The following is a 25237-nucleotide window of genomic DNA, read 5'->3' on the forward strand; positions in this document are numbered from 1 at the left end:
CAAAGCTTCGAGCTGGCGATGGGCCGCGCTCAATGAATGTCGGGGGAAACCTAATGTCCCAACCTATCCAGATCGAGTCGCTCAAGATCGGCGAACAGGATGCCTTCGGCTTGGTCGAAGCGGCCATCACCCTGGATCAATCGCGCGGCGACAAGGCCCGCCTGGCCGCCGCGCTGGACCATAATCTCCAGCTCTGGGTCGCCATCCGCACCCTGGTCACCGATACCAATAGCGGTTTGCCCGACGCGGTCAAAACCAACCTGACCCGCCTGTCCGACTTCGTCGCCGACACCACCTTGAAGAAGGGTGTCGATATCAGCGACAACACCATCACCACCCTGGTCAACGTCAATCTGCAAATTTCCGAGGGGCTGCTGGAAAGCGCCAACCGAAGCTGAGCCTTCTTCCTCTCCACGGCGGCGATCTGGCCGCCGCCCAGGCCCGGTGGGGCCGTCCCGCCCAAGGCTGGCTGGATCTGTCCACCGGCATCAATCCCTGGCCCTATCCTCTGCCCGACCTGCCCGCCGAGTGCTGGCGGCGTCTGCCCGATTCCGGGGCGCTCCAGGCCCTGCGGGACGCCTGCACCCGCCGCTGGGCCGTCCCCGTCACGGCGCAGGTGGTGGCGGGAAGCGGCAGCCAGGCCCTGATTCAGGCCCTGCCCCGCATCACGCCCCCCAGCGATGTGGCCATTCTCGGTCCCACCTATGGCGAGCACGCCCGCGCCTGGACCGCCTCCGGCCACCGGGTGCGCGAGGTCCTTGATCTGGACGATGCCGCCCAGGCCGATGTGGTGGTGGTGGTCAATCCCAACAATCCCGACGGACGGATCGTCGCGCCCGACATGCTGGTGAATCTGGCGCACCATCTGGCGGCGCGCGGCGGCTTGCTGGTGGTGGACGAGGCCTTCGGCGACGAGCGCCCCGAATTGTCCCTGACATCGCGCCTTTGCCCCGGCCTGGTGGTCTTGCGGTCCTTCGGCAAGTTCTTCGGCCTGGCGGGCTTGCGCCTAGGCTTCGCCGTGGCCGAGACCGGCATGGCGGCCCGCCTTGGCGATCATCTCGGCCCCTGGCCGGTCTCTGGCCCGGCGCTGGTCATCGGCACCCAGGCGCTGGCGGACGAGGCCTGGACGAAGACCACCATCATCCGCCTCCACGAGGCCGCCTCGCGCCTGGATCAGATCCTTGGTGCGGCGGGATTGGACATCCTGGGCGGAACCTCCCTGTTCCGTCTGGCCCGCCACGATCAGGCCGCCGGGATCTATGAACGCCTGGGCCGCGCCGGAATCTTGGTCCGCGCCTTCGCCCATCGTCCCGATATCCTGCGCTTCGGCCTGCCGGGCAGTGGGACGGAGGAACAGCGGCTGAGCACGGCGCTAAGCGGCTGAACCTCAAATATGAGGCGCGGTGCTGATGTGAGCATTGAGCGAGCGGCCAAGGGCGCGGAGGCGCCCGCTAAGGCAGAGGGCAAAACAAGTGAAGCTAAAGCGTGATGCATATTGAAGGCATCACGCTTTAAGCGGCTGAGCCGCGGCAAAACCATCGCTTCGGACAAGCAAAAGCGGGCCCGATCCTAAGATCGAACCTCGAAACGAACAGCACAACGGGGCCAGCTCCGGCTAAGAGCCAGCCATTTGCCTGAACGAACCGGTGACCGGGACGGCCACCGATCAGATCTCTACCGAACCACCGGACGGAACGGGGGCTGCGGGCGCGGCGGGCGGAGCGCTGGGCGCGGCGGACACCGGGGCGGGCGGAGCCTTCACATCCTCGGCAGGCGCAGTGGAGGCCTTGGAGGAGGATTGTGGCTGATCGATCGCCGTCGGGATGTTGCGCTTGTACTCTTCGACCACATGGCGCGAAGGATACTGCTCGACTTCCTTACCCGTATCGCCGTCACGGACGACCAGCAGAGCCAAACCGGTTCCGCTATCGACCTTGACCACCGGAGAGGTGTAGCGCGGGGGTTCGGAAACGGGCGGCGCTTCCTTGACCTCGGTATTAGCGGTCTGAACAGCATGAGCAGCCGCGTGGGGAGCCTCGACAACCGGAGACCGGAGCGGTGCATCTGATGCAATCGAGGTGGACATTCTGCCCTCCTATCTTAGTGAACTACGACAACCACCTGAACCGGTTTCCGCAAAGGGACTCCGCCCGGCGGCGCCTTCTGGCACAAGCCACAGATTACAAGATTCATCCCCGATGAAGCAATCTGATTCTTGACAGCGGGGCTGCCTTCTGAATCAGTCCGTGGCCCGGCGCGCCAGTCCAGGCGGCGGTGGCGACCTTGTCTCTCCCGAATGATGGGGGCGGCGGTGCAGCAAGATCTTGACCGTGGCACGGGCGAACATCTTGAGGCGGCCCATCTTGTAAGTCTCGGACAGGTCTGGCGTCTTGATGATGCCGAGAAAGAAGCGGGAAATCTCGCCCAGCGTCTGTTCGCGAAGCTTGGCGTCGCATTCACGGCGCAGCAGTTCGGTCACCATGTCCTGGGCGGCATTCATCAGGACCAGCCCGTCGATCTGGGCGTCGATCAGGGCGCACATCTGCTCGAAGAGTGGCCACTCCTGTTGCGTCAGTTCGATGTCGTCAGCGGCACGCCCCATGGCACCCCCCTCTCATTTTCGGGAATCATGGCAGCGAAAAGATAACAAAATCCTAGTGATCAGCGGATCTTTCCGGGCCAACGGTCATCGGGGGAGGGCGCGTCCAGACGGATCGGACCTTCCAGCAAATCGCCACGCCGCAAGGACCCATCCACCGCACGCGGCAATTCATCGACGAATTCCACCCGTGTCGGCACCTCGGCAGGGGCGCGCATCCGGCTGACCCAGCCCTGAAGCTCGCGGGCGAAGGCGGCCTCACCCGCCCGGCCGCCCGACACCACGAAGGCCTTGAGCTCCCCGGCACTCCATTCCACCACGGCGGCCGCGACCACGGCGGGATGGGAAGCCAGCGCCAGTTCCACCTCTTCGGGGCGCACGGGCTCGCCCTTCACCAGGATGGCGCCTTCGGGCAGACAGGGCGGATCGGGCCACAGATAGTGATCGAGATCGCGAAAGCCTGTGCGCCCGGTCAGCAGCCAGCCATTGCTCCGCTTGGCTTGGCCCGCCCCATCGCCCCAATAACCGAGAAAGCTGCCCGGCGCATTGGGCGACACCGCCAGGATGCCACGGTCCCCCGCCCGCAAGGGCCGCCCGCGTTCGTCCACCGCATCGATGGAAAGCCCCGGCGCCGCCCGGCCCGGAGACGGCGGACGTAACTCCATCAGCCCAGCCAGATTGGCCGCCACGGCGCCGCTTTCCAGCACGCCCCAGGCCTCGTTGGCATGAATGCCGAACACCTTGATCACCCGCTCGTGCAGGGCCTCGTCCAGAGGTTCCGGCCCGGTGGAAATGGCCCTCGGCATGGCGTGGGGCCGCGTGGCAGCCGCCTCGGCCAGCGCTCCCAGATGGTGGCCTGGCACATAGGCGGCGCGCACACCGTGGCGGCTCATCAGGTCGAGGGCTTCCGACGGATCGAAGGGACCGGGCCGGGCCACCACGGGCACGCCGTGATGCCAGGCGGGCAGCACGGCGCGGAACAGCGCCTCGGCCCCCATCCAATCGCCCGAGGTCCAGACGACGTCGCCGAACTGGGGAAAGAAAGTGAGGGCCATCTCCACGGCGGGCAAGCCACCGGCCATGGCGCGATGGGCATGAATCACCCCGGCGGGCGTGCCGCAGGCACCCTCGGGATAGAAGATGAAGGCCGGATGGTCGGCAGGCGTCACCAGGGGCGTGAAGGCATCGGAGGCCCGCTCCAATTCCGACCACAGATCCTGCGCCCCCGCCGCGCTGCCCCCCGAAACCAGCACCCGCTCCAAGTCCGGCAGGCGATGGCGGGCCCGGTCCAGGGCGGGAAGCGCCAGAGCATCGACCACCGCCACCCTTGCGCCGCTGTCGGCCAGCCGCCAGCCCAGGGGCCCAGCCCCCAGGGACAAGGGCACGGGCACCAGCACGGCCCCCATCTTGGTGACCGCCAGCAGGGTCACCGCCGCTTCCAATCCGGCGGGCAGCACCATGGCCACCCGGTCGCCGGGCACGACGCCGAAGGCTGCCAGGGCATTGGCCAGCCGGTTGGAAAGCAGGCGTAACATATGGAAGGTATGGCGTTCGATCCCGCCATCGGCGGCTTCGACGATCAGGGCGGTGCGATGCCCGTCCGCGCCCCCCATGGTCTGGCGGTCGCAGACGTCGAAGGCCAGATTGTAGCGTTCCGGGATCTTCCATCGGAAGGTCCGGCAGGCTTCTTCATAGGTGCGGCAGGCGGTCAGCATGGATCGTCCTCAGCCGCCCAGCGGCATCAGTTCCTCGAACCATTGATACGTGCCCACGTCGTCGAACATGACGCCGTCGAAGCCCAGATCCATGATGCCCCCCAGATACTTGCCCAACAGGCCGCGCCACTCGCCGCTGCCCATGTCGGTGATATAGGTGCCTGGCCCTTCGTCCAGGGCATAGAGGAAGGCGGGATTGCCCACCTCCCAGCCCTTCTGCCAGTACCAGCGCCAGTCATAGGCGCGGCCCAAAGGCATTACCGCGATGACCAGGCGGCGCGGCCCCAGCTTCTTGAATTTCAAGCGCGAGATATCGGCCTTGACCAGCAATTCGGCCGACCGGTGCGCCACATCCACCAAGACGATGTCGTAATTGGTCTCGGCGATGGCCTCGACGAACTTGCCCTTGGTGCCGAAGCGGTCCGAGCGCAGCACCGGCAGCCAGTTGCGGGCATTGGCGACGGTCAGGATTTCCTTGGCGTTCTCGAAGGCGGGATGGGCGCGCGGCGTCTCGTCCAGCGGGCCGGTGCCGATCTTGGCGAAGGGCGTGACCCGGTCTCTGATGGCGCCCTTATAGGCGGCGTCGCGGTCGGCGGGCTTGTCGCACATCTCGATGGCCAGGACGTTGCGGCCCTCGCTGCGGATGGCGTCCAGCGCATAGGTCTCGCGCCGCTGGATCTCGGCCCGGGCCTGCTTTTGCTTCAGATCATTGTACTTGCGCAGTTCCTCGGCTGGATCGTTGCTGAAGGGCCCCATCTCCACCGCCACCGGCGGACGGTGGATGCCGCGCTTCTTTTCCGCGTCCAGTTCCAGGTCCAGATCGCGCCGCGCCTTCAGCACCTCGTCCAGCGGCTTGTTGTCGAAGGCATAGGGGCCGCAATACAGGCCATCCATGACGATGCCGTCCAGCACCTTGACCAGCGGCCGGAACACCGAGCGCAAGGGTAGGCGCTTCATGAAATTGGTGCCGGTGGGATCGTGCAGGTCGTCCCAGTCCATCTCCTGCTCGCCCTTGACCAGCAGTTCCGAGCCGCCACGCATCAGGACCTGGAAGGCGGGGTTGCGCTTCTTGGCATAGGTGCCCAGTTCGATGACCACATCGCGGCTCTGCTCGCGGAAATTGGGGATCATGCTGGGCGGCGGCGGCACGAAGTCGCGGGGCGGCTCCACGGCCAAGGCGGATGGCCCGGCGCAGAGCAGCACCATCACGGCGATCAGACGTTTCATCATGCCAGCAACTCCCCCACATACCTGGCGATGGCTAGGCAGGATGTCAGACCCGGGCTCTCAATGCCATAGAGCGCAGCAACACCGGGCACCCCCGTCTGGGCCGGGCCGTGAATCAGGAAATCGGCCGCCGCCTCACCCTCGGCGGTGATCTTGGGGCGGATTCCGGCATAGGCGGGCTCCAGCGCGCCCTCGGCCAGACCCGGCCAATAGCGGCGGATGGCGGCGTAAAACGAGTCTCCCCGCCTCGGATCGACGCGGTAATCCTCTGCATTCACCCATTCCACATCGGGGCCGAAGCGTCCACGTCCGCCCAGATCCAGGGTGAAGTGCACCCCCAATCCGGCAGCCACCGGCACGGGATAGACCAGCCGCTTGAACGGCGTGCGCCCCGAAAGCGTGAAGTAATTGCCCTTGCACAAATAAGCGGGCGGCACATGGGCCAGCCCCAAGGCAGCGCCCAGGCGCGGAGACGACAGCCCGGCTGCCAGCACCACGTTGCGGGCCAGCAGGGCCATGGGCTCTGGCCCGCCCACATCCAGCCGCATGCCCTCTTCGGTGACCTTGCCGCCGATCACCGGAGACTTCAACGCCAGGGCGCCGCCCGCCGCCTCCACCTCGCCCAGCAGCGACAGCATCAGCCCATGGGTGTCGATGATGCCGGTGGCGGGCGACAGCAGGGCCGCCACGCAGTGGAGATCAGGCTCCATCTCGCGGGCCTGGGCAGCCGTGATGCGGACCAGACCCTCCACCCCGTTGACCCGGCCCTTCTCCAAGATGGAGTCCAGTTGCGCCGCCTCGGCCGCGTCGGTGGCGACGATCAGCTTGCCGGTCATCTGGTGGGAAACGCCCCGGCTGGCGGCGTAATCCCTCAGCATGCGGTTGCCGGATGCGCAAAGCCGCGCCCGCAGGCTGCCCGCCGGATAATACATCCCGGCATGGATCACCTCGGAATTGCGTGATGAGACCCCTGAGCCGATAGCGCCTTCGGCTTCCAGCACGATCACTTCGCGCCCGGCAAGGCCCAAGGCACGGGCCACGGCCAGCCCGACCACCCCGGCTCCGATCACCACGCAATCGACCCGCTCGGCGGGGCTTTGTGTCAACACCTTGTTCTTCCTCGTGAAGGACACATCTAGATGTCGCGGAGAATAGCATCGGAGGGTCAAGGGTTAAAGGCGCATCGCCGTTGCGCCGCCCCCCTGGCCCGGCTAGACTCCGTTGCAACGCACCATGACCGGATCCCGCCCCGTGACCGTCAATACCGCCTTCTCCGTCTGCCCCCATGACTGCCCCAGCGCCTGTCCGCTGGTGGTGGAAATCCCCGAGCCGGGCCGCATCGGCCGGGTGCATGGCGGCGACATGGCCTATACCGAGGGCGTGATCTGCGCCAAGGTGGCGCGCTATGCCGAGCGGGTCCATCACCCCGAGCGCCTGACCACGCCCCTGAAACGCGTCGGGCCCAAGGGCGAGGGCCGCTTCGCCCCCATCTCCTGGGACGAGGCCTTGGACGAGATCGCGGCGCGCTTCAAACAGGCCGCCAACAGCCTAGGGCCGCAAACGGTCTGGCCCTATTTCTATGCCGGAACCATGGGCCATGTGCAGCAATCGGCCATCAACCGCCTGCGCCGCATCATGGGCTATTCGGAACAGGCCAAGACCATCTGCTCGACCGCGGCCGGCACTGGCTGGATGGCGGGAACCGGCGCCAAATGGGGCGTCGACCCGCGCGAAATTCCTGAAAGCGACCTGATCGTCATCTGGGGCGCCAATCCGGCCGCCACCCAGGTGCATCTCATGGGGCTGATCAGTCAGGCGCGCAAAGCGCGGGGCGCAAAGCTGGTGGTGGTCGATCCCTACCGCACCCCCACCGCCGAGAAGGCCGACCAGCATCTCAGCCTGCGTCCCGGCACCGACGGCGCCCTGGCTTGCGCCATGATGCATGTGATGTTCAGAGACGGATTGGCCGACCGCGCCTATATGGCCCGCTACACCGACTGCCCCGAGCGGCTGGAGCGTCACCTGGAAAGCCGCACGCCCCAATGGGCCGCCGCCATCACCGGCCTGTCGGCAGACGAGATCGAGGCCTTCGCGCGGCTTTACGGATCGACCAAGCGCTCCTATTTGCGGTCGGGCTATGGCTATTCGCGCTCGCGCAATGGTTCGGTCAATCTGCACGCCGTCAGCTGCCTGCCCGCCGTTTCCGGTGCGTGGCAGTATAAAGGCGGCGGCGCGGTCCAGAGCATGGGCGGCGTCTTCGACCTCAAACGCAGCTTGCTCGACGGCCTCGATGTGCCCGCGCCCAAGGTCCGCATTCTGGATATGAGCCGCATCGGCCCGGTGCTGACCCATGACCCCAGGGATCTGGCGGGCGGCCCGCCTGTGACCGCCATGCTAGTCCAGAACTCCAATCCGGCGGATGTGGCCCCCGACAGTACTCTGGTGCGCCAGGGGCTGGCCCGCGACGACCTGTTCCTGGCCGTGCACGAGCAGTTCATGACCGAGACGGCGCGCTTCGCCGACATCGTGCTGCCCGCCACTACCAGCATGGAACACGCCGATCTTTACACCAGCTACGGCCACACCTTCCTGCAGGTGGCCAAGCCGGTGATTGCGCCGGTGGGCGAGAGCCGCGCCAATCACCGGATGATCGCCGATCTGGCCTTGCGCTTAGGCGCAATCCATCCCGGTTTCGAGATGGACGCGTGGGAGATGATCGATCAGGTACTGGTGGCCTCGGACCTGCCGGGCGCCGACGAGTTGCATGTTCTGGGCGGTCTCGACTGCGCCAAAGTGTTCGAGGATGCCCATTTCCTGTCGGGCTTCGGCCACGAGGATGGGCGCTTCCGCTTCGCCCCCGAATGGGGCATGGAGGGACTGCCCGAACTGCCCGATCATCTGGCCGTCACCGATGAGGCGGACGAGGCCCATCCCTTCCGCCTGATCACGCCGCCGTCGCGGCATTTCCTCAATACCAGCTTCACCGAGATGCCCACCTCGCGGACCCAGGCCGGGCGGCCCACCGCCCTGGTCCATACGGGTGACTGCGCCGCATTGGGGCTGGCCGAGGGTGATCTGGTGGCCATCGGCAATGCCAAGGCCGAGATCATCGTGCACGTGAAGCCGACCAGCGGCATCGCGCGTGGCGTGGTGGCGGTGGAAGGCATCTGGCCCAGTGAATTCTTCGCGGGCGGCAAGGGCGTCAATCACCTCACCAGCGCCGAACCCGCCCTGCCCGGCGGCGGCGCCGTCTTTCACGACACCAAGGTCTGGCTGAAACAGGTGGAACCGTCATGAAAAAGGCCCATGTCATCGTCGTCGGCAATGAGAAGGGCGGCACAGGCAAGTCCACCATCTCCATGCATCTGATCGTCAGCCTGCTGGACAAGGGATTGTCGGTGGGCAGCATCGATATCGACGCCCGCCAGGCCACCCTGTCGCGCTATATCGGCAACCGTGCCGCCCGCCAGGACAGGGCCGAGTTGAACCTGCCGATCCCTGAGCACATCCCCATTCCGCCCAGCGGCGACGCCCAGGCCGATTGCGCCCGGCTGGACGAGGTATTCAAGGACTTTGCCGCCCGCCACGACGTGGTGGTGATCGACACGCCCGGTTCCGACCACCCCATGTCACGCCTGGGCCATTCCTTCGCCGACACTCTGGTGACGCCCCTGAACGATTCCCTGGTGGATCTGGACGTTCTGGCCCTGGTGGAGCCCGGCACCATGAAGATCCGCCGCCCCAGCCATTATGCCGAAATGGTTTGGGAGACCAAGAAGACCCGCGCCATGCGGGGCGAGAAGGCGGTGGTGGACTGGATCGTGCTGAGAAACCGCCTGTCCAATCTGGACGCGCGCAACAAGCGCGACATGGAAAAGCTGCTGGCCGAATTGTCCAAGCGCGTTGGTTTCCGCGTCATTCCCGGCCTGGGCGAGCGGGTGATCTACCGCTCCATGTTCCTGGAAGGCCTGACCCTGGTCGATCTGAAGAAGAAGCCGCTCGGCTTCGACTTCAACATGAGCCATGTAGCGGCGCGCCAGGAGTTGCGCACCCTGGTGGACGCCATCGGATTGGGGCTGCCCGCTACCGCTTAAGCGCCAGGAGCAGAACACCGCTGGCGATCAGGGCGATGCCGCTCCAATCGCGAAGCGAGGGGCGCTCGCCCAGGAACAGGACGGCGAAGAGGGCCACCAGCACCACGCTCAGCTTGTCGATGGGCGCGACCTTCGAGGCCTCGCCCAGTTTCAGCGCGCGGAAATAGCACACCCAGGACGCCCCCGTCGCCAGGGCCGACAGGGTGATGAAGCTCCAGGCCTGGGGCGCGATCAGGGTGGGATCGCTCCATTTGCCCGTAGCAGCCACGAACAGGGCCAGCACCACCAGGATCACCCCGGTGCGCAGCAAGGTCGCCATGTCGGACTCGATGCCAGCGCTCAGACCGGCCTTGGCGAATATGGCCGTCATGGCGGCAAAGACCGCCGATAACAGCGCCCAGCCAAGCCATGGCGATACCGAGCCCATCCGCGACCTCATGGGGTTGCCGTCAAAGCCCCATCATAGCCTGAAAGGCCCGGCCTCTCCCACGGCTCAATGAGGCTTGACCGTCACTGCCCCCTTGGGATGCTGAATGATCACGCCATACCAGCCCAGCCCCTCATAGGTCTCGTAGCCCGGAGTCAGGCTATACCCGGTCACCGTGCCGTGGTCGTCCACATAGGACCCAACCGGCCCCGATCTGGTGTCCAGCGGCAGCGTCTCGGTCAGCACGCCCACCCCGTCCGAGGAGGCGATCACCCGATGGTCCTGATCCAGCAGCAGACATCGCGTCCCTGCCTTCTCCTCCTCGCGCAGGCGCACGCCCTTGACCACCGTCTCGGCCTGGGCCTGCCAATCGAAGAAGATCCCCAGCGCGCCGATCACCCGGCCGTTATTGTCGCCGCCTTCGCGGATGGCGGCGCTGTAGGTGGCCACCTGGGCACCCTCCAATTGGGAATTGGTGGAAATATCGGCCACCGCGTATTCCCCACCGTCACGGGTGGCCATGGCGTCCCTGAACCACGACTCGCCCGCCACACTGGACCCGATGGCGCGGGGATAGCGGTTGGGACGGCCCGAAGCCACCACCCGGCCCTCGGCATCGGCGATCCACAGATCGAGATAGACCGTATAGGAATCGAGAATGACGCCCAGGCGCTTGCAGGCGAAATTGGCCGCCTCGGCCGAGTCCCCCGCCAGACAGTCCACCACGGCGGAATCGGTGGCCCACCAGCGCACATCGCAGGAACGCTCATAGAGGTTGCGGTCGATGATCTCGATCATGTTGAGCGCCAGATCGGCCAGACGCGAGCCGCGCAATTGCTTGACCATCACCTGGCCGAGATTCATCAGGTCGTTGATGGAAGACGATAGCTCACCTTCCAGCGACTGGGTGATGGTGTTGATATTGTCCGAAACGTTCTTCACCTCGTTGGCGACCACGGCGAAGCCGCGCCCCAACTCTCCCGCCCGCGCGGCCTCGATCAAGGCGTTCAGCGACAGGATGCGGGTGGTGCCCGTCACCTTCTTGATCTCGCTGATCTTGTCATTGGCAACCGTGTGTACCGCCTGGGTCAGTTCCAGGATCTGCTCGGGCTCGGCCATGATTCCTCCACAATTGCCTAAATTTTTATCACTTGCTCTATCGCGCTTCTTTTTTAGGCACTTGCCGCAGGGAATACCAACAAAAAATGCCCCGCCAAGGGCGGGGCATCAGCAACCATACTTATGTCCGAGATAAACTAGTCCTCGCGGTGCGTCCGCTCCAGACGCTCATGGCGCTCCTGCGCCTCGATGGACAGGGTGGCGATGGGCCGCGCCTCCAACCGGCGGATGCTGATGGGCTCGCCCGTTTCCTCGCAATAGCCGTAGGAACCGTCGGCGACGCGACCGATGGCGGCGTCGATCTTGGAGATCAGCTTGCGCTCGCGATCACGGGTCCGCAATTCAAGGGCGCGGTCGGCCTCGGCCGAGGCGCGGTCGGCGATATCGGGCTCCTGCATCCCGCCTTCCTGGAGATGCTGCAACGTCTCGTCGGATTCCCGCAGGAGCTCCGCCCGCCACCGCAGCAGCTTCTGGCGGAAATACTCCCTCATGGTGTCGTTCATGAAGGGCTCGTCCTCGGACGGAATATAGTCCGGCGGCAACATGACGGTCATACGATCCCTCGAATTCCTGATCGGGGTTCAAGTCGCAGCGCAATATATGGATAGGGGCGCACCCTCGCAAGGGCCGTCTTGCATCGGACAGCCCCGCCGAAGAGTAAATTTGCATGAGAACAGGAAATTCAGCCGCGCGGCGACAGTTTGGCCAGTTCGACTTCGACGCGAAGTTCGATTTCGTCAAGGATGGCGGCAAGACGGGGATCGGCGCAGTTCTCGCGCCGGGTCCGCACGTTCTGGGCCAGACTCACCATGCGGTTGGCGGGAATTTCGCCCATCAGCAGGCCGTGGCGCAGTTCTTCCAGACCGTCCAGCAATTCCTCGCCCCGGCGCACCAGACGGCGCCGGGCCTCGCGCTCGACGGAATTATCCACCTGCTGCACCACCAGAAGGGCATCGATGCCGGCCATGCCCATGGGGGCCTCGACGGCATGCGCCTCCTCCATCGAATCCATGGATTCGATGAGAGCTTTTTTGAACCCGCCCTTGGCGCCTGCACTTTCGGACTTCTTGGTACCGGAGACGGCACCCTTGGAGCCCACGCCTGAAATTTTCATGCCTTGACTCTACCCGGTTGGACCGGAACGCGACAGGCGTATTTCGCCAGAGCCTGCGCCTTCGGTCAACTGGGCAGGTTTTGCCGGGCAAGAACGCCCTTCGCACCCGGCGAAAACAGCCCTTCCGCCTCAGGAAAACATGACATCGCACTGTTTTTATTGAACTTTTTCTTTGGCACAGGTTTCGCAAGGACTGGCCTGCAAGACCCATGACCCGTTCGTTTGGGAAGAAACCGCCATGAAGCCCTTTGCCCGCCGAGCCCTTTTCGCCGCCGAACCGATCCGCGCTCTGCTGCTGGCCGCCTCTCTGCTGGCTGCGACGCTGGGCCTGATGCCCGCCGACGCCTTCGGAGCGTCGCGCATCAAGGACATCGCCGATTTCGAAGGGGTCCGCGACAATATGCTGGTGGGCTACGGCCTGGTGGTCGGTCTCAACGGCACGGGCGACTCGCTCACCAACGCGCCGTTCACCAAGGAAAGCCTGACCGGCATGCTGGAGCGTCTGGGCGTCAATATCCGCGACAAGACCGGCGCCATCACCTCGGTCAGCCCCAAGAACGTGGCCGCCGTCATGGTCACCGCCGTCCTGCCGCCCTTCGCCCGCCAGGGCACCCGCATCGACACCAATGTCTCGGCCATGGGCGATGCCAAGGATCTGCGCGGCGGTACCCTTCTGGTCACCCCGCTGATCGGCGCCGATGGCGAGGTCTATGCCGTGGGTCAGGGCCAGGTGGCCACCGGCGGCTTCACCGCCTCGGGCGCCTCGGGCTCTTCCGTCACCAAGGGCGTGCCCACTGCGGGCCGCATCGCCAACGGGGCCATCGTCGAGCGTGAATTGCCCTTCGAGATGTCGCATCTTGAATCGGTCAAGGTATCGCTCCGCAATCCCGACTTCACCACGTCGCGCCGCATCGCCCAGGCGGTCAATTCCTTCCTGGGCGGCGACATGGCGCGGCCCGTGGACCCCGGCACGGTGCAGATCACCGTTCCCCCAGGCTATCGTGGCAATGTGGTCGGCCTGCTGACCGATGTGGAGCAACTGCGCGTCGAGCCCGACCAGATGGCCCGTGTTGTCATCGACGAGGTCTCGGGCACCATCGTCATGGGCGAGAATGTGCGCATCAGCACCGTCGCCATCGCCCAGGGCCAGCTCACCATCCGCATCACCGAGACGCCGCAGGTGTCGCAGCCTTCGCCCTTCTCCGACGCGGGCACCACCACCACCGTGCAGCGCACCGACATCCAGGTGGACGAGGGCGCGGGCAACAAGCTGGCCGTGGTTCCCCACAAGGTCACCTTGCAGGAACTGGTCGAGGGCCTGAACAGCCTTGGCATCGGCCCGCGCGATCTGATCGTCATCCTTCAGGCCATCAAGGCGGCGGGTGCGCTGCAGGCCGAGCTGGAGGTGCTGTGATGAGCCTTCTTCCCTCCATGGCCGCCACGCCTTACACCGATAACGGCATGCCCGGCATGAAGATGCCCATGGCCAGCACCAAGGACACCGCCAAGGCCGCCAAAGCGGGCCGCCAGTTCGAGGCCATGTTCATGAGCCAGATGATCACCCATATGTTCGAGGGCATCAAAGCCGACGGAATCTTCGGCGGCGGCAACGGCGAGGAGATGTTCCGGTCCCTGCTGGTCGATGAATACGGCAAAATGGTCGCCAACAAAGGCAATGGCATCGGGATCGGCGCCGCCGTCCAGAAAATGCTGCTGAGCCATCAGGAGGTGCAGTGACATGACCGACGATCTCGATTTCCACGACCACGAGCTTCTGGACGACGATGAACTCGCCCGCGCTCAGGCCGAGGCCGAACTGTTCTGGTATGACGACCTGCTGTTCGCCTGCTCCAATCTGTGCGACCTGCTCGACATCGAGAACGAAGCCCTGCTGACCCACGACCCGGAGACGGTGCGCCTGCTGGCCGACAACAAGGCCTCCCTGGCCCGGCTTTACGAACAGTCGGTTCAGCCCCTGATGGACGAGCCCGACCTGGCCGCCCTGCTGGACGAAGACCGCCGCGAGATGCTGGTGGCCGTGGGCACCCGGCTGAACGAACTGGTCGAGACCAATGCCCGACGCCTCAAGGCCGAGATGGAAGCCTATCAGCGGGTGATGGACATCATGGTCGACGCCGCCAAAAAGAACGTCATCAGCACCACCGCCTATGGCAAGGCTGGCATCTTCGACGCCAATGCCGGGCCCGGCGGATCGCTGTCTTTCAACAAAGCTCTGTAACGCCGGATAAGGCGGGGAAGAGAAATCATGTCCCTTACCCTCGGACTCAATACGGCGGTTTCCGGCCTTCTGACCAATCAGAAGGGCCTGGACGTCATTTCCCAGAACGTGGTCAACGTCAACACGAAGGGATATGTCCGCAAGCAGATGACCCCGGAGTCGCGGGTGGTCGCGGGTGTGGGCGCAGGCGTCCAGCAGGGCGCGCTGACCCGCAATGTGGACGAAGGCTTGATGCGCGACATCCGGCGCCAGACCTCGACCCAGGGCGCGCTGGACGTCACCCAGACCTACTATCCCCGCCTGGAGGACATGTTCGGCACGGTGGGCAGCTCCACCTCCATCTCGCACCAGATCGAAACCCTGCAGGCGTCCTTCGAGACCCTGGCCACCCAGGTCAATACCCCCGCCTTCCAGTCCGCCACGGTCCAGACCGCCAAGGACATGACGGACAAGTTCAACGAGATGACCTCCCAGATGCAGAATCTGCGTCTGGAAGCCGACCGCGCGCTGCACGACACGACGGGGCTGATCAACAACCAGCTCTCCGACATCTTCGATCTCAATCAGAAGATCGTGCGCAACAACGCCATCGGCGGCGATATCGGCGATTTGCAGGACAAGCGCGACACCGCCCTGACCGCCCTTTCCAAATACATGGACATCCAGTATTTCGAGCGCGGCGACGGCGCCATGGGCGTCTACACCAAGAGCGGCAAGACCCTAGTGGACAAGGGCCCCGCCGTCATGAGCCATGTGGCCACCACCATCACCGATTCCTGGATGACCGCGGCTGGCGGCAATTTCAACAAGTTGACGCTCAGCACCAGCGACGCGCCTGACATCAATGCCGATATCAATGACGGCGAGGTCCGCGCCCTGCTTGATATCCGCGACACCATCGTTCCCAATCTCCAGGCCCAGATCGACGAAGTGGCGTCCAAGCTGAAGGATGCCGTCAATCAGGTCCACAACCGCGGAACCATCTTCCCCACCCAGAACTCCAAGATGGTGGGCACCCGCCAGCTGCAGAACCCCAACAACACGGCTCTGAACGGTTCGAACCCGCAGCACATCTGGTATACGGGCAATGACGACACCACCATCGCCATGTTCGACTCCAGCGGCAACCAGATCGCCTCGACCACACTGCGCACCATCATGAGCAGCACCAGCTATACCGACGCCGCGGGCGCGGCCACGGCGCTGGACATGTCAGACAGCGCCACCACGTTGGGCGTCAAGATGACCGACGTCGCCGCCAAGATCCAAAGCTGGATGCGGCAGCAAAGCTATCAGGGCAACATCATGACCGCGGCCAGCGCCTCGGTGGATACCGGCACCATGGTCATCGATAGCGGCGATCCGAGCGTGACCCTGGCCTTCCGCGACCAGACGGCCACCGCCAACGGCTCAAGCACCACCGACGCCCGCATCAATTTCGACGTGGACGGCGACAACAAGGCCGACAAGCAGGTGGCGGGTTTTTCCAACTTCTTCGGTCTCAACGACTTCTTCACCGCCAAGGTTCCCGATTCCATCCAGGACTCGGATGTGGTCGCCAAGGACTTCACCTTGGGCGCGGCCCGCAGCTTCACCCTGTCCGACCCCACCGGCACGATCGGCAACACCATCAGCATGGCGGCGGGCTCGTCCTTGTACGACATCGCCGCCAAGATCAACACCCAGACCCAGACCAACGAATCCGCCATCCTGTCCTCGTCTTCGCTGACCACGACCAGCACCTCCTCCATCAGCATCACCGATGCCAACGGCACCATCGCCCAGGTCACCTTCGGTGCGGCGACCATGACGCTGAAGGATATCGCCGACGCCATCAACGCCAAGGGTTCCTCGGCCCAGGCGAAGGCCGTGCAGATCGGTCCGAACGCCTATGGGCTGCGTATCTGGGACAATCGCGGCGTGCCGCTGAATATCGAAGTCAATGGCGGCGCCATCGGCGTCTCGAACCTCAAATCCTATCTGGGCATGCAGCCCTCGCAGATGGTCGAGGCCTCGGTCATTCCCGAAGGGTCCGGCTATCGCCTGCGCATCCGTCAGACTTCGGACCGGGAACTGTATCTGGGGGCCACCCCCGACACCCTGACCCCGGCTGGCAGCTTCATCACCGAACTCAAGATGCACACCGCATCGAGCCGCAAGGCGGGCACCACCCAGGTCCGTGAGGATATTCAGGGTTCGCCCGCCAAGGTCAGCCGCGGCGCCATGCAGTACAACAGCGATCTGGGCAAGTACTACCTGTCCGAGGGCGACAACACCACCGCCCTGGCGCTGGGCGCCGCCATGTCGACCAAGACGAACATGGCCACGGCGGGCAGCCTTTATGCCGGCAGCTACAACTTCGCCGAACATGCCGCCGCCTCCATCGCCCAGGTCTCCACCGACGCGGCCCATTCCAAGGACCGCCAGGATTACCAGACCACACTGGGCCAGGCGCTCGACAAGCAATACGCTTCGACCAGCGGCGTGAACCTGGACGAAGAAGTCGCCAATATGATCAACTTCCAGCAGGCCTATTCCGCGTCGGCCAAGGTCATCTCGACGCTGCAGGAAATGCTGGATGTCCTCGTCAATATCGTGAAGTAAGGGAGGCCGGTCATGACACGCATCGGCACGCTCGGCGCCAATACCGCCTTCGTCAACCGCATCTTGGACATCCAGACCCGGGTCCAGACCGAGCAGGTCCAGGTGACCAGCGGCCTGAAAGCGCAGTCCTACGACGGCATCGCGTCGGGCACCAACACGGTCATCAACTTCCAGAACGAACAGGCCATCGCCCAGCGCTTCATCGACAACAACAATGTGTGGAACACCAAGCTGGAAGCGGCGACCACCGCCATCGCCGGGGTCAAGAAGACTCTGACCATCTTCCGCGACTCGCTGCAATCCTTCCGCCAGAACAATCCCAAGAACGAACAGAACATCAAATCCATCCAGAACACCGCCTTCCAGACCCTGCAAAGCATCGCCGCCGACCTGGGCACCAATGTCAATGGCCAGTACCTGTTCTCGGGCGGCCGCGTCTCGGACGTGCCGATTCAGTTGCCTGCCGGTAGCCTCACCGAGTTCCAGAGCCTGTACGACGGCTCCATCAACACGGTATCGACCACCCGCAACGCCAATCTCCAAGAGGTTTCCATCTCCAAGCTGGAAGCCACGGCCATGAGCTTCAACGGCACCAACGGCGTGATCACCCCGGCCAAGGCCGATGCGTTCAAGAACGTCTATGCCGGATCGCGTATCACGGTGTCGGAAAGCACGGCCCAGCCCCCCAATAACGGCGACTTCACCGTCAAGTCCAAGGCCATGTGCAACATCGCCGGGACCCCGCTGGCCGAAGGCAACAGCACCACCAACGTCATCAGCTTCGGCACCACTCCCACCAATATCCTCGATACCGCCACGGGCCAGTTGAACTTCACCTTCGCCCCCGACGGCACCATGAACATGTCCGCCAACACGGCGGGGTCCCTGTCCGCCATGACGGTCGGGTCCAAGTTCACCATCTCGCCGCAACTGGCGGGCGGCTCGGCCACCACGGGCTATGAGGGGGCCTACGAGGTCGTCAGCAACAAGAACGGCGTGGTCAATTTCAAGACCAGTTACGACGTCGCCAAGGATGAATCCGTGGCCTCGACCGCCCTGACCTTCGGCGTGAACGGCGCCGCCCAGGCCAATCCGGCCACGGCGGGCACGCTGAACTTCACCTCCACCAGTTCCGCCGTCACCGGCAAGACCACCGTGACCCTGAATGCCGCCACCGGCGCCACCATCGATTTCGCCGCCATCAATGTGGGCGACCAGCTGACCCTGGGCGGCACGTCGGGCCATAACGGCACATTCACGGTGACCGCGGCCACCGCCACCTCGGTATCCTTCGAGATCAACCCCGAAGGGGCGCGGGTCTCCCAGCTTCTGCCGCAGACCGGACGCACCGACGTCAAGATGTCCTTCCTCGACGCCAATCTCGGTGCGACGGTCACCCGCGACAGCACCAACTTCACCTCGCTGAGCTTCAGCCCCACCGGCACCGCGGGCGAGCGCATCACCTCGACCGATCCCAACGGCTTCAAGGACCAGGGTGGCAATCCCTATCCGCCCATCGACACCATCATCACCACAAGCAGCACGACCGGCGTCAATGACGGCGTCTACAAGGTGGTGGCCAATAACGGCAATTACATCGAGATCGCCAGCGTCGGCCTCACCAACGAGAGCCTGTCGACCAAGACCAAGATCGATTCCAGCACCTGGTACAAGGGCGATACCTTGCAGTTGCAGCATCGTGTGGATATCGACCGGACCGTGGATGTGGGCATCTATGCCTCAGACCCGGCCTTCGAGAAGGGCATCCGCGCGCTGTCCCTGATCGCCCAGGGCCAGTTCGGCACGGCGGGCGGGCTTGACTCCCACCAGGAGCGCATCAGCCAGGCCCTGTATCTGGTCAATGACGCGCTGGAATCGCCCGCCGCCGGAACACCGCCCTTTGGCAAGGAAAAGACCGGCGACGTAAAATCGGTGGCCAGCCTTCTCGACGGCACCCGCAAGACCATCTCGCTCAAGAACGAGAAGCACACCCAGTTCATCGGCTTCCTCAGCAAGCGGGTGGCCGATATCGCCCAGGTGGACAAGACCGAGATCGCCACCAAGATGCTGTCCGACCAGACGGCCCTTGAGGGCAGCTACCAGATTCTGGCCCAGCTCAAGAACCTGTCGCTGCTGAACTACATGAAGTAGGGTCGGTCGGGCGGCGTTCGACCCGCCCCCCTCCCCGACACAGAAAAACCCCCGCCGGTTTCCCGGCGGGGGTTTCGCATTCGGACCTGATGCGGCTCGGATTAGACCGAGTAGTACATCTGGAACTCGACCGGATGCGGGGTGTGCTCGAAGCGGTAGACTTCTTCGTACTTGAGATCGATGTAGCTCTCGATGAATTCCTTCGAGAACACGTCGCCCTTGCACAGGAAGTCGCTGTTGGCCCGCAGGGACTCGAGAGCCTCGCGCAAGCTGCCACACACGGTCGGAACCAGCTTCAGTTCCTCGGGGGGCAGGTCGTACAGGTTCTTGTCCATGGGATCGCCGGGGTGGATCTTGTTGGCGATACCGTCGAGACCGGCCATCAGCATGGCCGAGAAGGCCAGGTAGGGGTTCGCGCCGGGGTCGGGGAAACGAACTTCCACGCGCTTGCCCTTCGGCGAGGCCGAGTAGGGGATACGGCAGGAGGCCGAACGGTTGCGGGCCGAGTAGGCCAGCAGAACCGGGGCTTCGAAGCCGGGGATCAGGCGCTTGTAGCTGTTGGTCAGCGGGTTGGTGAAGGCGTTGATGGCCTTGGCATGCTTGATGATGCCGCCGATGTAGTACAGAGCGGTGTCCGAGAGATCGGCATAGCCCGAACCGGCGAACAGAGGCTTGCCAGCCTTCCAGATGGACTGGTGGACATGCATGCCCGAGCCGTTGTCGCCATAGATGGGCTTGGGCATGAAGGTCGCGGTCTTGCCATAGGAGGCGGCGACGTTGTGGACCACATACTTGTAGATCTGGATCCAGTCGGCGGCCTGAACCAGGCTGCCGAACTTGATGCCCAGTTCGTGCTGCGACGAGGCCACTTCGTGGTGGTGCTTCTCGATGGGCAGGCCCATCTCACCCATCACGGTCAGCATCTCGGCGCGCATGTCGACGTGACCGTCAACCGGCGGAACCGGGAAGTAGCCGCCCTTGACACCCGGGCGGTGGCCCAGATTGCCCTCGGCGAAGTCGCGGCCCTGGGCCTCGACGCCGTCTTCCGAGCGCAGCTCGTAATAGCCCTTGTTCATGCCGAGTTCGTACTTGACGTCATCGAACACGAAGAATTCGGCCTCGGGGCCGAAATAGGTGGCGTCGCCCACGCCCGAGGACTTCACATAAGCCTCGGCGCGCTTGGCGATGGAGCGCGGATCGCGGTCATAGAGCTGGCCGGTGGCGGGCTCGACGATGTCGCAGTTGATGATCAGCTGGGACTGAGCCGCGAAGGGGTCCATGACGGCCGACGAAGCGTCGGGCTTCAGGATCATGTCGGACTCGTTGATGCTCTTCCAGCCGGCGATCGACGAACCGTCGAACATGATGCCTTCGTTCAGCATGTCGGCGTCCACGGTGGACACATGCTGAGCGGTGTGCTGCCACTTGCCGCGCGGATCGGTGAAGCGGAAATCGACGTACTTCACGTCGTTTTCCTTGATCAGTTCGAGGACCTTCTTGACGTCGTCGGACATGGTCACATTCCTGAGAGTTGAGAGTTGAACACGCAAACCCGCCCCGCGGCCTGTTCAAGGGCCTCGAACCGGGCGAAAATCAGATGGCGTCGCTGCCGCGCTCGCCGGTACGGATGCGGATGGCTTCTTCCACCGTGGAGATGAAAATCTTGCCGTCGCCGATGCGCCCCGTATGGGCGGCCTGCTGGATGGCCTCGACGGCACGCTCCACCAGATTATCCTCGATGACCAGTTCGATTTTCACCTTGGGCAGGAAGTCCACCACATACTCGGCGCCGCGATAGAGCTCGGTATGCCCCTTCTGCCGGCCGAAACCCTTCGCTTCGGTAACGGTAAGGCCCTGCAGACCAACTTCGTGAAGGGCTTCCTTCACCTCGTCCAGCTTGAAGGGCTTGATGATGGCTTCGATCTTCTTCATGAACCCGCCGTCTTTCGCATTGGCGTTGAGAACCCGCGTCAAAACGCGCGACTCATTTAGCACGCATTGTGCCAGTTCGGCCACCGGGAAAAGCGCAAAAACCCAAGGAATCTCGGGGAAATGATGCTTCATTTTCGGGCATTTACGCCTAATTCATGGGCAGCCTACATTCTCTTCACCGCCGGGCTGCTTCCGCGATACCCTATGGACTCCCGATTCCGCCTCCGGAGTGCCCCCTTGAAGCCCGCCAACACCATCTTGTCGTCCTTCGGCACCACCATCTTCGAGACCATGTCGCGTCTGGCCCAGGCCCATGGCGCGGTCAATCTGGGCCAGGGTTTCCCCGAGGGACTGGAACCCGCCGACGTCGTGGCCAAGGCGTCCGAGGCGCTTGTCAGCGGCCCCAACCAATATCCCTCCATGATGGGCACCCCCGATCTGCGCCAGGCCATCGCCCGCCACGAGGCCCGCTTTTACGGCGTGGAGTTGGACCCCATGGCCGAGGTGATGGTGACCTCCGGCGCCACCGAGGCCCTGGCCGCCTGCCTGTTCGGGCTGATCGAGCCGGGCGACGAGGTGGTGCTGATCGAACCGCTCTACGACAGCTATCTGCCCATCATCCGCCGCGCGGGCGGCATCGCGAAGCTGGTCCGTGTCGAGCCTCCCCATTGGGAATTGCCCAGGCAGGCCCTGGCGGAAGCCTTCTCGCCCAAGACCAAGCTGATGATCCTGAACACCCCCATGAACCCGTCGGGCAAGGTGTGGACCGCCGATGAACTGGCCTTCCTGGCCGGATTGCTGGAACGCTTCGACGCCTATTGTGTCTGCGACGAGGTTTACGAACATCTTGTCTATGACGGGCGGCGCCATGTGCCGCTGATGACCCTGCCCGGACTGCGGCCCCGCTGCCTGAAGGTGGGCTCGGCGGGCAAGATCTTCTCGCTGACCGGATGGAAGGTGGGCTGGGTGATCGCCGCGCCCGAGGTTCTGGTGCCGGTGGCCAAGGCTCATCAGTACCTGACCTTCACCACGCCGCCCAATCTGCAGGCGGCGGTGGCCTGGGGGCTGGGCAAGGAGGATTCCTATTATGACGGGCTGGCCGCCATGCTGGCCGAGCGGCGCGACCGGCTGGCCACAGGACTGCGAGGGGTGGGTTTCGAGGTGATGGAGGCAGGCGGCAGCTATTTCCTGACCGCCGATTTCCGTCCCCTGGGCTTTGACGGCGACGATGCCGCGTTCTGCCGCCACATTACCGAAAAGGCCGGGGTGACCGCCATTCCGGTCAGCGCCTTCTATCAAGGCGGCGATGTCGGCCACTTCGCCCGGTTCTGCTTCGCCAAGACGGAAAGCGCCATCGACGAAGCCATCACGCGGTTGAGGCGTTATTTCAGAGGATAGGCCCTTGACGGGCGCCCCCGGATTTGGCTAAACATGCGGCCTCCCCCGGTGGCGGGTGTAGCTCAGTTGGTTAGAGCGCCAGTTTGTGGTACTGGATGTCGTCGGTTCGATTCCGATCACTCGCCCCATTCCCCTCCCATTCGATTCCGCATTTCCGACCGCCACGCCGCGAGATTGTCCGCGCGGTTCAGGCACCGCCAAGAAGGCTGATCATCTGGCTGGCCTCCACATCCTCGGAATCGAGGCCGAGCGCCGTGCGATAGGCTGACAGGGCTTCCATCTTGCGGCCCAGGGCATGGGCAGCACGCCCCGCCGCCCGCCACAGGCGCCCGTCTTCGGGATAGGAATCGATGGTGGGGCGAAGCATCTCGGCCGCTTCGGCGTGACGCCCGGTCTCCACCAGAATATCGGCAAGGCGAAGCACGGTGTCGGGACCGGACGCAACCGCCACGGCGCGCCGGGCAAAGTCCTCGGCCTCGGCGCTACGTCCCTGGGCCAGGAACAATCCGGCAAGATTATGCAGGGCCAGCCCGGATTGGGGGGCAAAGTCGAGGACGGAGCGATAGCAGCTTTCAGCTTGCGCCAGGTTACCGGCCAGATGCTCCAATCCGCCCAGATTGGTCAGGGCCAGTTCGTGACGGGGATGACGTTCCAGGCATTTGACCAGGGCCGAGCGCGCCTCATCCATGCGCCCGAGAGCGGCCAGAACCACCCCCCGGCCGTAAAGGGCATCGGCGGAACCCGAGACGGCCGCCCGGTCGATGAATCTCAGGGCCAGAGGCAGATCCCCCGCCTGATGGGCGGCGACGGCCAATTCCATCAGACCCGGATGGGCGGGCGCCACCTTGCCCAGATCGCGCGATACGGTCCGCGCCTTGGTGAAATCGCCATTCCGCGCCTTGGCCAGCGCCTCTTCCATTCGATCAAGCTTCGCCATGGGCTCTTTCCGCTAGGTGTTGTATCAATTCCGCCAGCAGTGCCGGTGCCGCGCCGTGGCGCAGACAATCCGCTGGCTTTTCCCACTGTCCGGCTGCCAGCCAACCGGCAATGGCCTCGGGTGCAAGATCCCGGCGTGTCACCAGTCCAATGCCCGGCCGTCGAACCGCCGCGGCCAGATCATCGCGCACCAGTCCGGGCTGCAGGCTGATCACCGGCTTTGCCTGCAGCCATGCCTCGTATAGCAGGATGGAGGCCATTCCCGCCACCCGGTCGGCGGCCAACACAACCTGCCTGCCACCAAAATCCCTGACGATTCCGCCCCCCAGATTTCCCCGCAAGGACTGCCACAGCGCCTCCAGTTCCACCAGATCATCCCGTGGATGGGGAAGGATGGCCAGATCGACCGTCCCGGCCATGGGCTGCAATTGTCCGCACAGCAGCGCCAGCACATCGCGCTCGGTATAGCCGCGCCATCCGGGGGTGCGGGAATCCGTGCCCTGATCGCGGGCGACGGGCTCGCCGATGAAGGCGATCAGTTGACGAGGCGGCACCCCCAGGCCCAGCCGCATCCTCAGATCGCGCCGCCTTGGCGCCGTCGCCTCGGAAATTTCCCGAGCCAGTCCGGCCAGTCCGGGATGGCCCGTGACCTGAAGACAGGACGCGGGCACACCCTCGGCCAGGGCTTCGTCGCGGGCCTTGTCATCCATGACGGCGTAGACATCGGGAACAAAAAGCGGCCCGCCGTCCATCTCCAGGCGCACCCGGTAATTCATCCAGTTATCGAGGATGCAGACCACCGGCAGACCAAGGCTCTGGGCGCTTCTGGCCAGGGCCAGAGGCAGATGATCTGCCAGGGACGTGCCGAAACAGACACAGGAGATTCCGCAAGCTTCGAGCCATGCCCCCGGATCCCCGTCGGGAGGCGCCAGCCGGATCAGTTCGTCCGTGGCATTGCGACCGAGAAAACCGTGATCGAGGATAGCGGCCCGCCCGCCCCGCCCCGCCAGCATCTGGGCCACGGGCAATATCGCGGCGGCCCCGCCGGGATCGACGGCGGCGAACAGGACGGAGGGAGGGGCCGAAAGGGTCATGCCGGAATGCACTGTGGCGAGACGGAATCAAAAATCCCCGGACAAGGCGCTTTTGGACCTTGTCCGGGGAGGAAAGGGTTCACCCTGGCAAAGATCAGGCCGTGGCGCTGATGGGCGTATGAGCGGCGCCTGGCGCCGGTGCATAGGGGTTCGCGGCCGGTGCGGCGGCGGCGGGGTCGATGGCTCCGGTCGCCTCGGCGGCCTCGCGGGCCTCACGGGCCAGGGAATCACGCAAACCGCTGGCGATATTGCGGTTGATATTGACCAGCACTTCGAGCTTGGGGGCGTCGGGCTCGGTCAAAGCGGCGACCGTATGGAAATCGACGAACTGGCAAAGGCTGAGCATATTGACCACGGTCTCCGTGGTTTCACCCGCCTCGACCTTGCCGATCAGGTCGGCCTGGAAAATGGTCCAGAGCTTCCAGTTAAGCCGCAATGCATCGCGCATGCCCTCGGGCTCGCCCCGAGATGCCGACGCCATGCGCCGCGCCGCCTCGGTCAGTGCCCAGGCCTCCGTTTCGCGCGGATTGCCTTCCTGCGGAATGTTCGCGGCGTGGGCTGCGTTGCTGTAAGGATTCATAACCTCTC

The 25237-nt window shown here is 64.4% G+C and carries 24 protein-coding genes and 1 tRNA gene; 11 read left to right on the forward strand and 14 right to left on the reverse strand.

Annotated elements, in window-relative coordinates:
- Positions 1-53: 53 nt before the first annotated feature.
- Positions 54-398 carry a flagellar biosynthesis regulator FlaF gene (locus CCC_RS13545; protein WP_009871112.1) on the forward strand — a complete coding sequence of 115 codons (345 nt, stop codon included), beginning with the start codon at positions 54-56 and terminating at the stop codon, positions 396-398.
- Between the two features lie 26 nt (positions 399-424).
- On the forward strand, positions 425-1384 hold the full coding sequence (gene cobD, locus CCC_RS13550; RefSeq protein ID WP_269078894.1) for a threonine-phosphate decarboxylase CobD: 960 nt from the start codon (positions 425-427) through the stop codon (positions 1382-1384).
- Between the two features lie 282 nt (positions 1385-1666).
- Here cobD and CCC_RS22205 read toward each other — a convergent pair whose 3' ends face one another.
- From CCC_RS22205 to CCC_RS13575, 5 genes are all read right to left on the reverse strand, one after another.
- On the reverse strand, positions 1667-2086 hold the full coding sequence (locus CCC_RS22205; RefSeq protein WP_152619781.1) for a hypothetical protein: 420 nt from the start codon (positions 2084-2086) through the stop codon (positions 1667-1669).
- A gap of 153 nt (positions 2087-2239) precedes the next feature.
- A complete protein-coding gene (locus CCC_RS13560) occupies positions 2240-2602 on the reverse strand; it encodes a hypothetical protein (protein WP_009871109.1) in 363 nt (120 codons plus the stop codon).
- A 59-nt stretch (positions 2603-2661) separates the two neighbouring features.
- Positions 2662-4314, reverse strand: a complete 1653-nt coding sequence (locus tag CCC_RS13565) for an AMP-binding protein (RefSeq protein ID WP_041041851.1) — start codon at positions 4312-4314, stop codon at positions 2662-2664.
- Between the two features lie 9 nt (positions 4315-4323).
- The gene (locus CCC_RS13570; protein ID WP_041041853.1) at positions 4324-5544 is read right to left on the reverse strand and encodes a hypothetical protein; all 1221 of its coding nucleotides are present in this window, start codon (positions 5542-5544) and stop codon (positions 4324-4326) included.
- Entirely contained in the window at positions 5541-6650 is a 1110-nt protein-coding gene (locus CCC_RS13575) for an NAD(P)/FAD-dependent oxidoreductase (protein ID WP_201773312.1), read from the reverse strand. The genes CCC_RS13570 and CCC_RS13575 overlap by 4 nt, the downstream gene beginning before the upstream one ends.
- Positions 6651-6774: 124 nt before the next feature.
- Here CCC_RS13575 and CCC_RS13580 point away from each other — a divergent pair, with 124 nt between their 5' ends.
- Positions 6775-8838 carry a molybdopterin oxidoreductase family protein gene (locus tag CCC_RS13580; protein ID WP_009871105.1) on the forward strand — a complete coding sequence of 688 codons (2064 nt, stop codon included), beginning with the start codon at positions 6775-6777 and terminating at the stop codon, positions 8836-8838.
- A complete protein-coding gene (locus CCC_RS13585; protein WP_009871104.1) occupies positions 8835-9635 on the forward strand; it encodes a division plane positioning ATPase MipZ in 801 nt (266 codons plus the stop codon). Before CCC_RS13580 ends, CCC_RS13585 begins: the two co-directional genes overlap by 4 nt.
- Here the strand turns inward: CCC_RS13585 and CCC_RS13590 are convergent.
- The 4 genes from CCC_RS13590 to CCC_RS13605 form a co-directional block, all read right to left on the reverse strand.
- Entirely contained in the window at positions 9625-10074 is a 450-nt protein-coding gene (locus CCC_RS13590; RefSeq protein ID WP_322097197.1) for an EamA family transporter, read from the reverse strand. The genes CCC_RS13585 and CCC_RS13590 overlap by 11 nt on opposite strands.
- Positions 10075-10128: 54 nt before the next feature.
- The gene (locus CCC_RS22955; RefSeq protein ID WP_009871102.1) at positions 10129-11181 is read right to left on the reverse strand and encodes a cache domain-containing protein; all 1053 of its coding nucleotides are present in this window, start codon (positions 11179-11181) and stop codon (positions 10129-10131) included.
- A gap of 137 nt (positions 11182-11318) precedes the next feature.
- A complete protein-coding gene (gene dksA / locus CCC_RS13600) occupies positions 11319-11735 on the reverse strand; it encodes an RNA polymerase-binding protein DksA (RefSeq protein WP_009871101.1) in 417 nt (138 codons plus the stop codon).
- Between the two features lie 128 nt (positions 11736-11863).
- A complete protein-coding gene (locus tag CCC_RS13605) occupies positions 11864-12295 on the reverse strand; it encodes a flagellar assembly protein FliX (protein WP_041041857.1) in 432 nt (143 codons plus the stop codon).
- 238 nt (positions 12296-12533) lie between these two features.
- On the opposite strand from CCC_RS13605, the gene CCC_RS13610 reads away from it, so the two are divergent.
- The 5 genes from CCC_RS13610 to CCC_RS13630 are packed head-to-tail and all read left to right on the forward strand — an operon-like array spanning position 12534 to position 19289.
- On the forward strand, positions 12534-13709 hold the full coding sequence (locus CCC_RS13610; protein WP_009871099.1) for a flagellar basal body P-ring protein FlgI: 1176 nt from the start codon (positions 12534-12536) through the stop codon (positions 13707-13709).
- Positions 13709-14032 carry a rod-binding protein gene (locus tag CCC_RS13615; protein WP_009871098.1) on the forward strand — a complete coding sequence of 108 codons (324 nt, stop codon included), beginning with the start codon at positions 13709-13711 and terminating at the stop codon, positions 14030-14032. The genes CCC_RS13610 and CCC_RS13615 overlap by 1 nt, the downstream gene beginning before the upstream one ends.
- A 1-nt stretch (position 14033) precedes the next feature.
- Positions 14034-14534, forward strand: a complete 501-nt coding sequence (locus CCC_RS13620; RefSeq protein ID WP_009871097.1) for a flagellar protein FlgN — start codon at positions 14034-14036, stop codon at positions 14532-14534.
- Positions 14535-14561: 27 nt separating this feature from the next.
- Positions 14562-17138, forward strand: a complete 2577-nt coding sequence (gene flgK, locus CCC_RS13625) for a flagellar hook-associated protein FlgK (protein ID WP_009871096.1) — start codon at positions 14562-14564, stop codon at positions 17136-17138.
- A gap of 12 nt (positions 17139-17150) precedes the next feature.
- The gene (locus CCC_RS13630; RefSeq protein WP_009871095.1) at positions 17151-19289 is read left to right on the forward strand and encodes a PPE-repeat proteins; all 2139 of its coding nucleotides are present in this window, start codon (positions 17151-17153) and stop codon (positions 19287-19289) included.
- A gap of 101 nt (positions 19290-19390) precedes the next feature.
- Here CCC_RS13630 and glnA read toward each other — a convergent pair whose 3' ends face one another.
- The gene (gene glnA / locus CCC_RS13635; protein ID WP_041041859.1) at positions 19391-20803 is read right to left on the reverse strand and encodes a type I glutamate--ammonia ligase; all 1413 of its coding nucleotides are present in this window, start codon (positions 20801-20803) and stop codon (positions 19391-19393) included.
- A gap of 79 nt (positions 20804-20882) precedes the next feature.
- On the reverse strand, positions 20883-21221 hold the full coding sequence (locus CCC_RS13640) for a P-II family nitrogen regulator (RefSeq protein ID WP_008616616.1): 339 nt from the start codon (positions 21219-21221) through the stop codon (positions 20883-20885).
- A 237-nt stretch (positions 21222-21458) separates the two neighbouring features.
- Here CCC_RS13640 and CCC_RS13645 point away from each other — a divergent pair, with 237 nt between their 5' ends.
- Both CCC_RS13645 and CCC_RS13650 read left to right on the forward strand, forming a co-directional pair.
- Entirely contained in the window at positions 21459-22619 is a 1161-nt protein-coding gene (locus tag CCC_RS13645) for an aminotransferase (protein WP_041041861.1), read from the forward strand.
- Positions 22620-22670: 51 nt separating this feature from the next.
- Positions 22671-22747, forward strand: a tRNA-His gene (locus tag CCC_RS13650).
- 59 nt (positions 22748-22806) lie between these two features.
- Here the strand turns inward: CCC_RS13650 and CCC_RS13655 are convergent.
- The 3 genes from CCC_RS13655 to CCC_RS13665 form a co-directional block, all read right to left on the reverse strand.
- Entirely contained in the window at positions 22807-23556 is a 750-nt protein-coding gene (locus tag CCC_RS13655; protein ID WP_041042395.1) for a tetratricopeptide repeat protein, read from the reverse strand.
- Positions 23543-24649 (reverse strand): hypothetical protein, encoded by a 1107-nt coding sequence (locus CCC_RS13660; RefSeq protein WP_236686387.1) that lies wholly within the window; start codon positions 24647-24649, stop codon positions 23543-23545. The genes CCC_RS13655 and CCC_RS13660 overlap by 14 nt, the downstream gene beginning before the upstream one ends.
- 94 nt (positions 24650-24743) lie before the next feature.
- Positions 24744-25229, reverse strand: coding sequence for a flagellar biosynthesis regulator FlaF (locus tag CCC_RS13665; protein WP_009871090.1), 486 nt, complete (start codon positions 25227-25229; stop codon positions 24744-24746).
- Between the last annotated feature and the right edge of the window lie 8 nt (positions 25230-25237).

Source organism: Paramagnetospirillum magnetotacticum MS-1, from assembly GCF_000829825.1.
In the GTDB taxonomy this organism is placed as follows: Bacteria; Pseudomonadota; Alphaproteobacteria; order Rhodospirillales; family Magnetospirillaceae; genus Phaeospirillum; species Phaeospirillum magnetotacticum.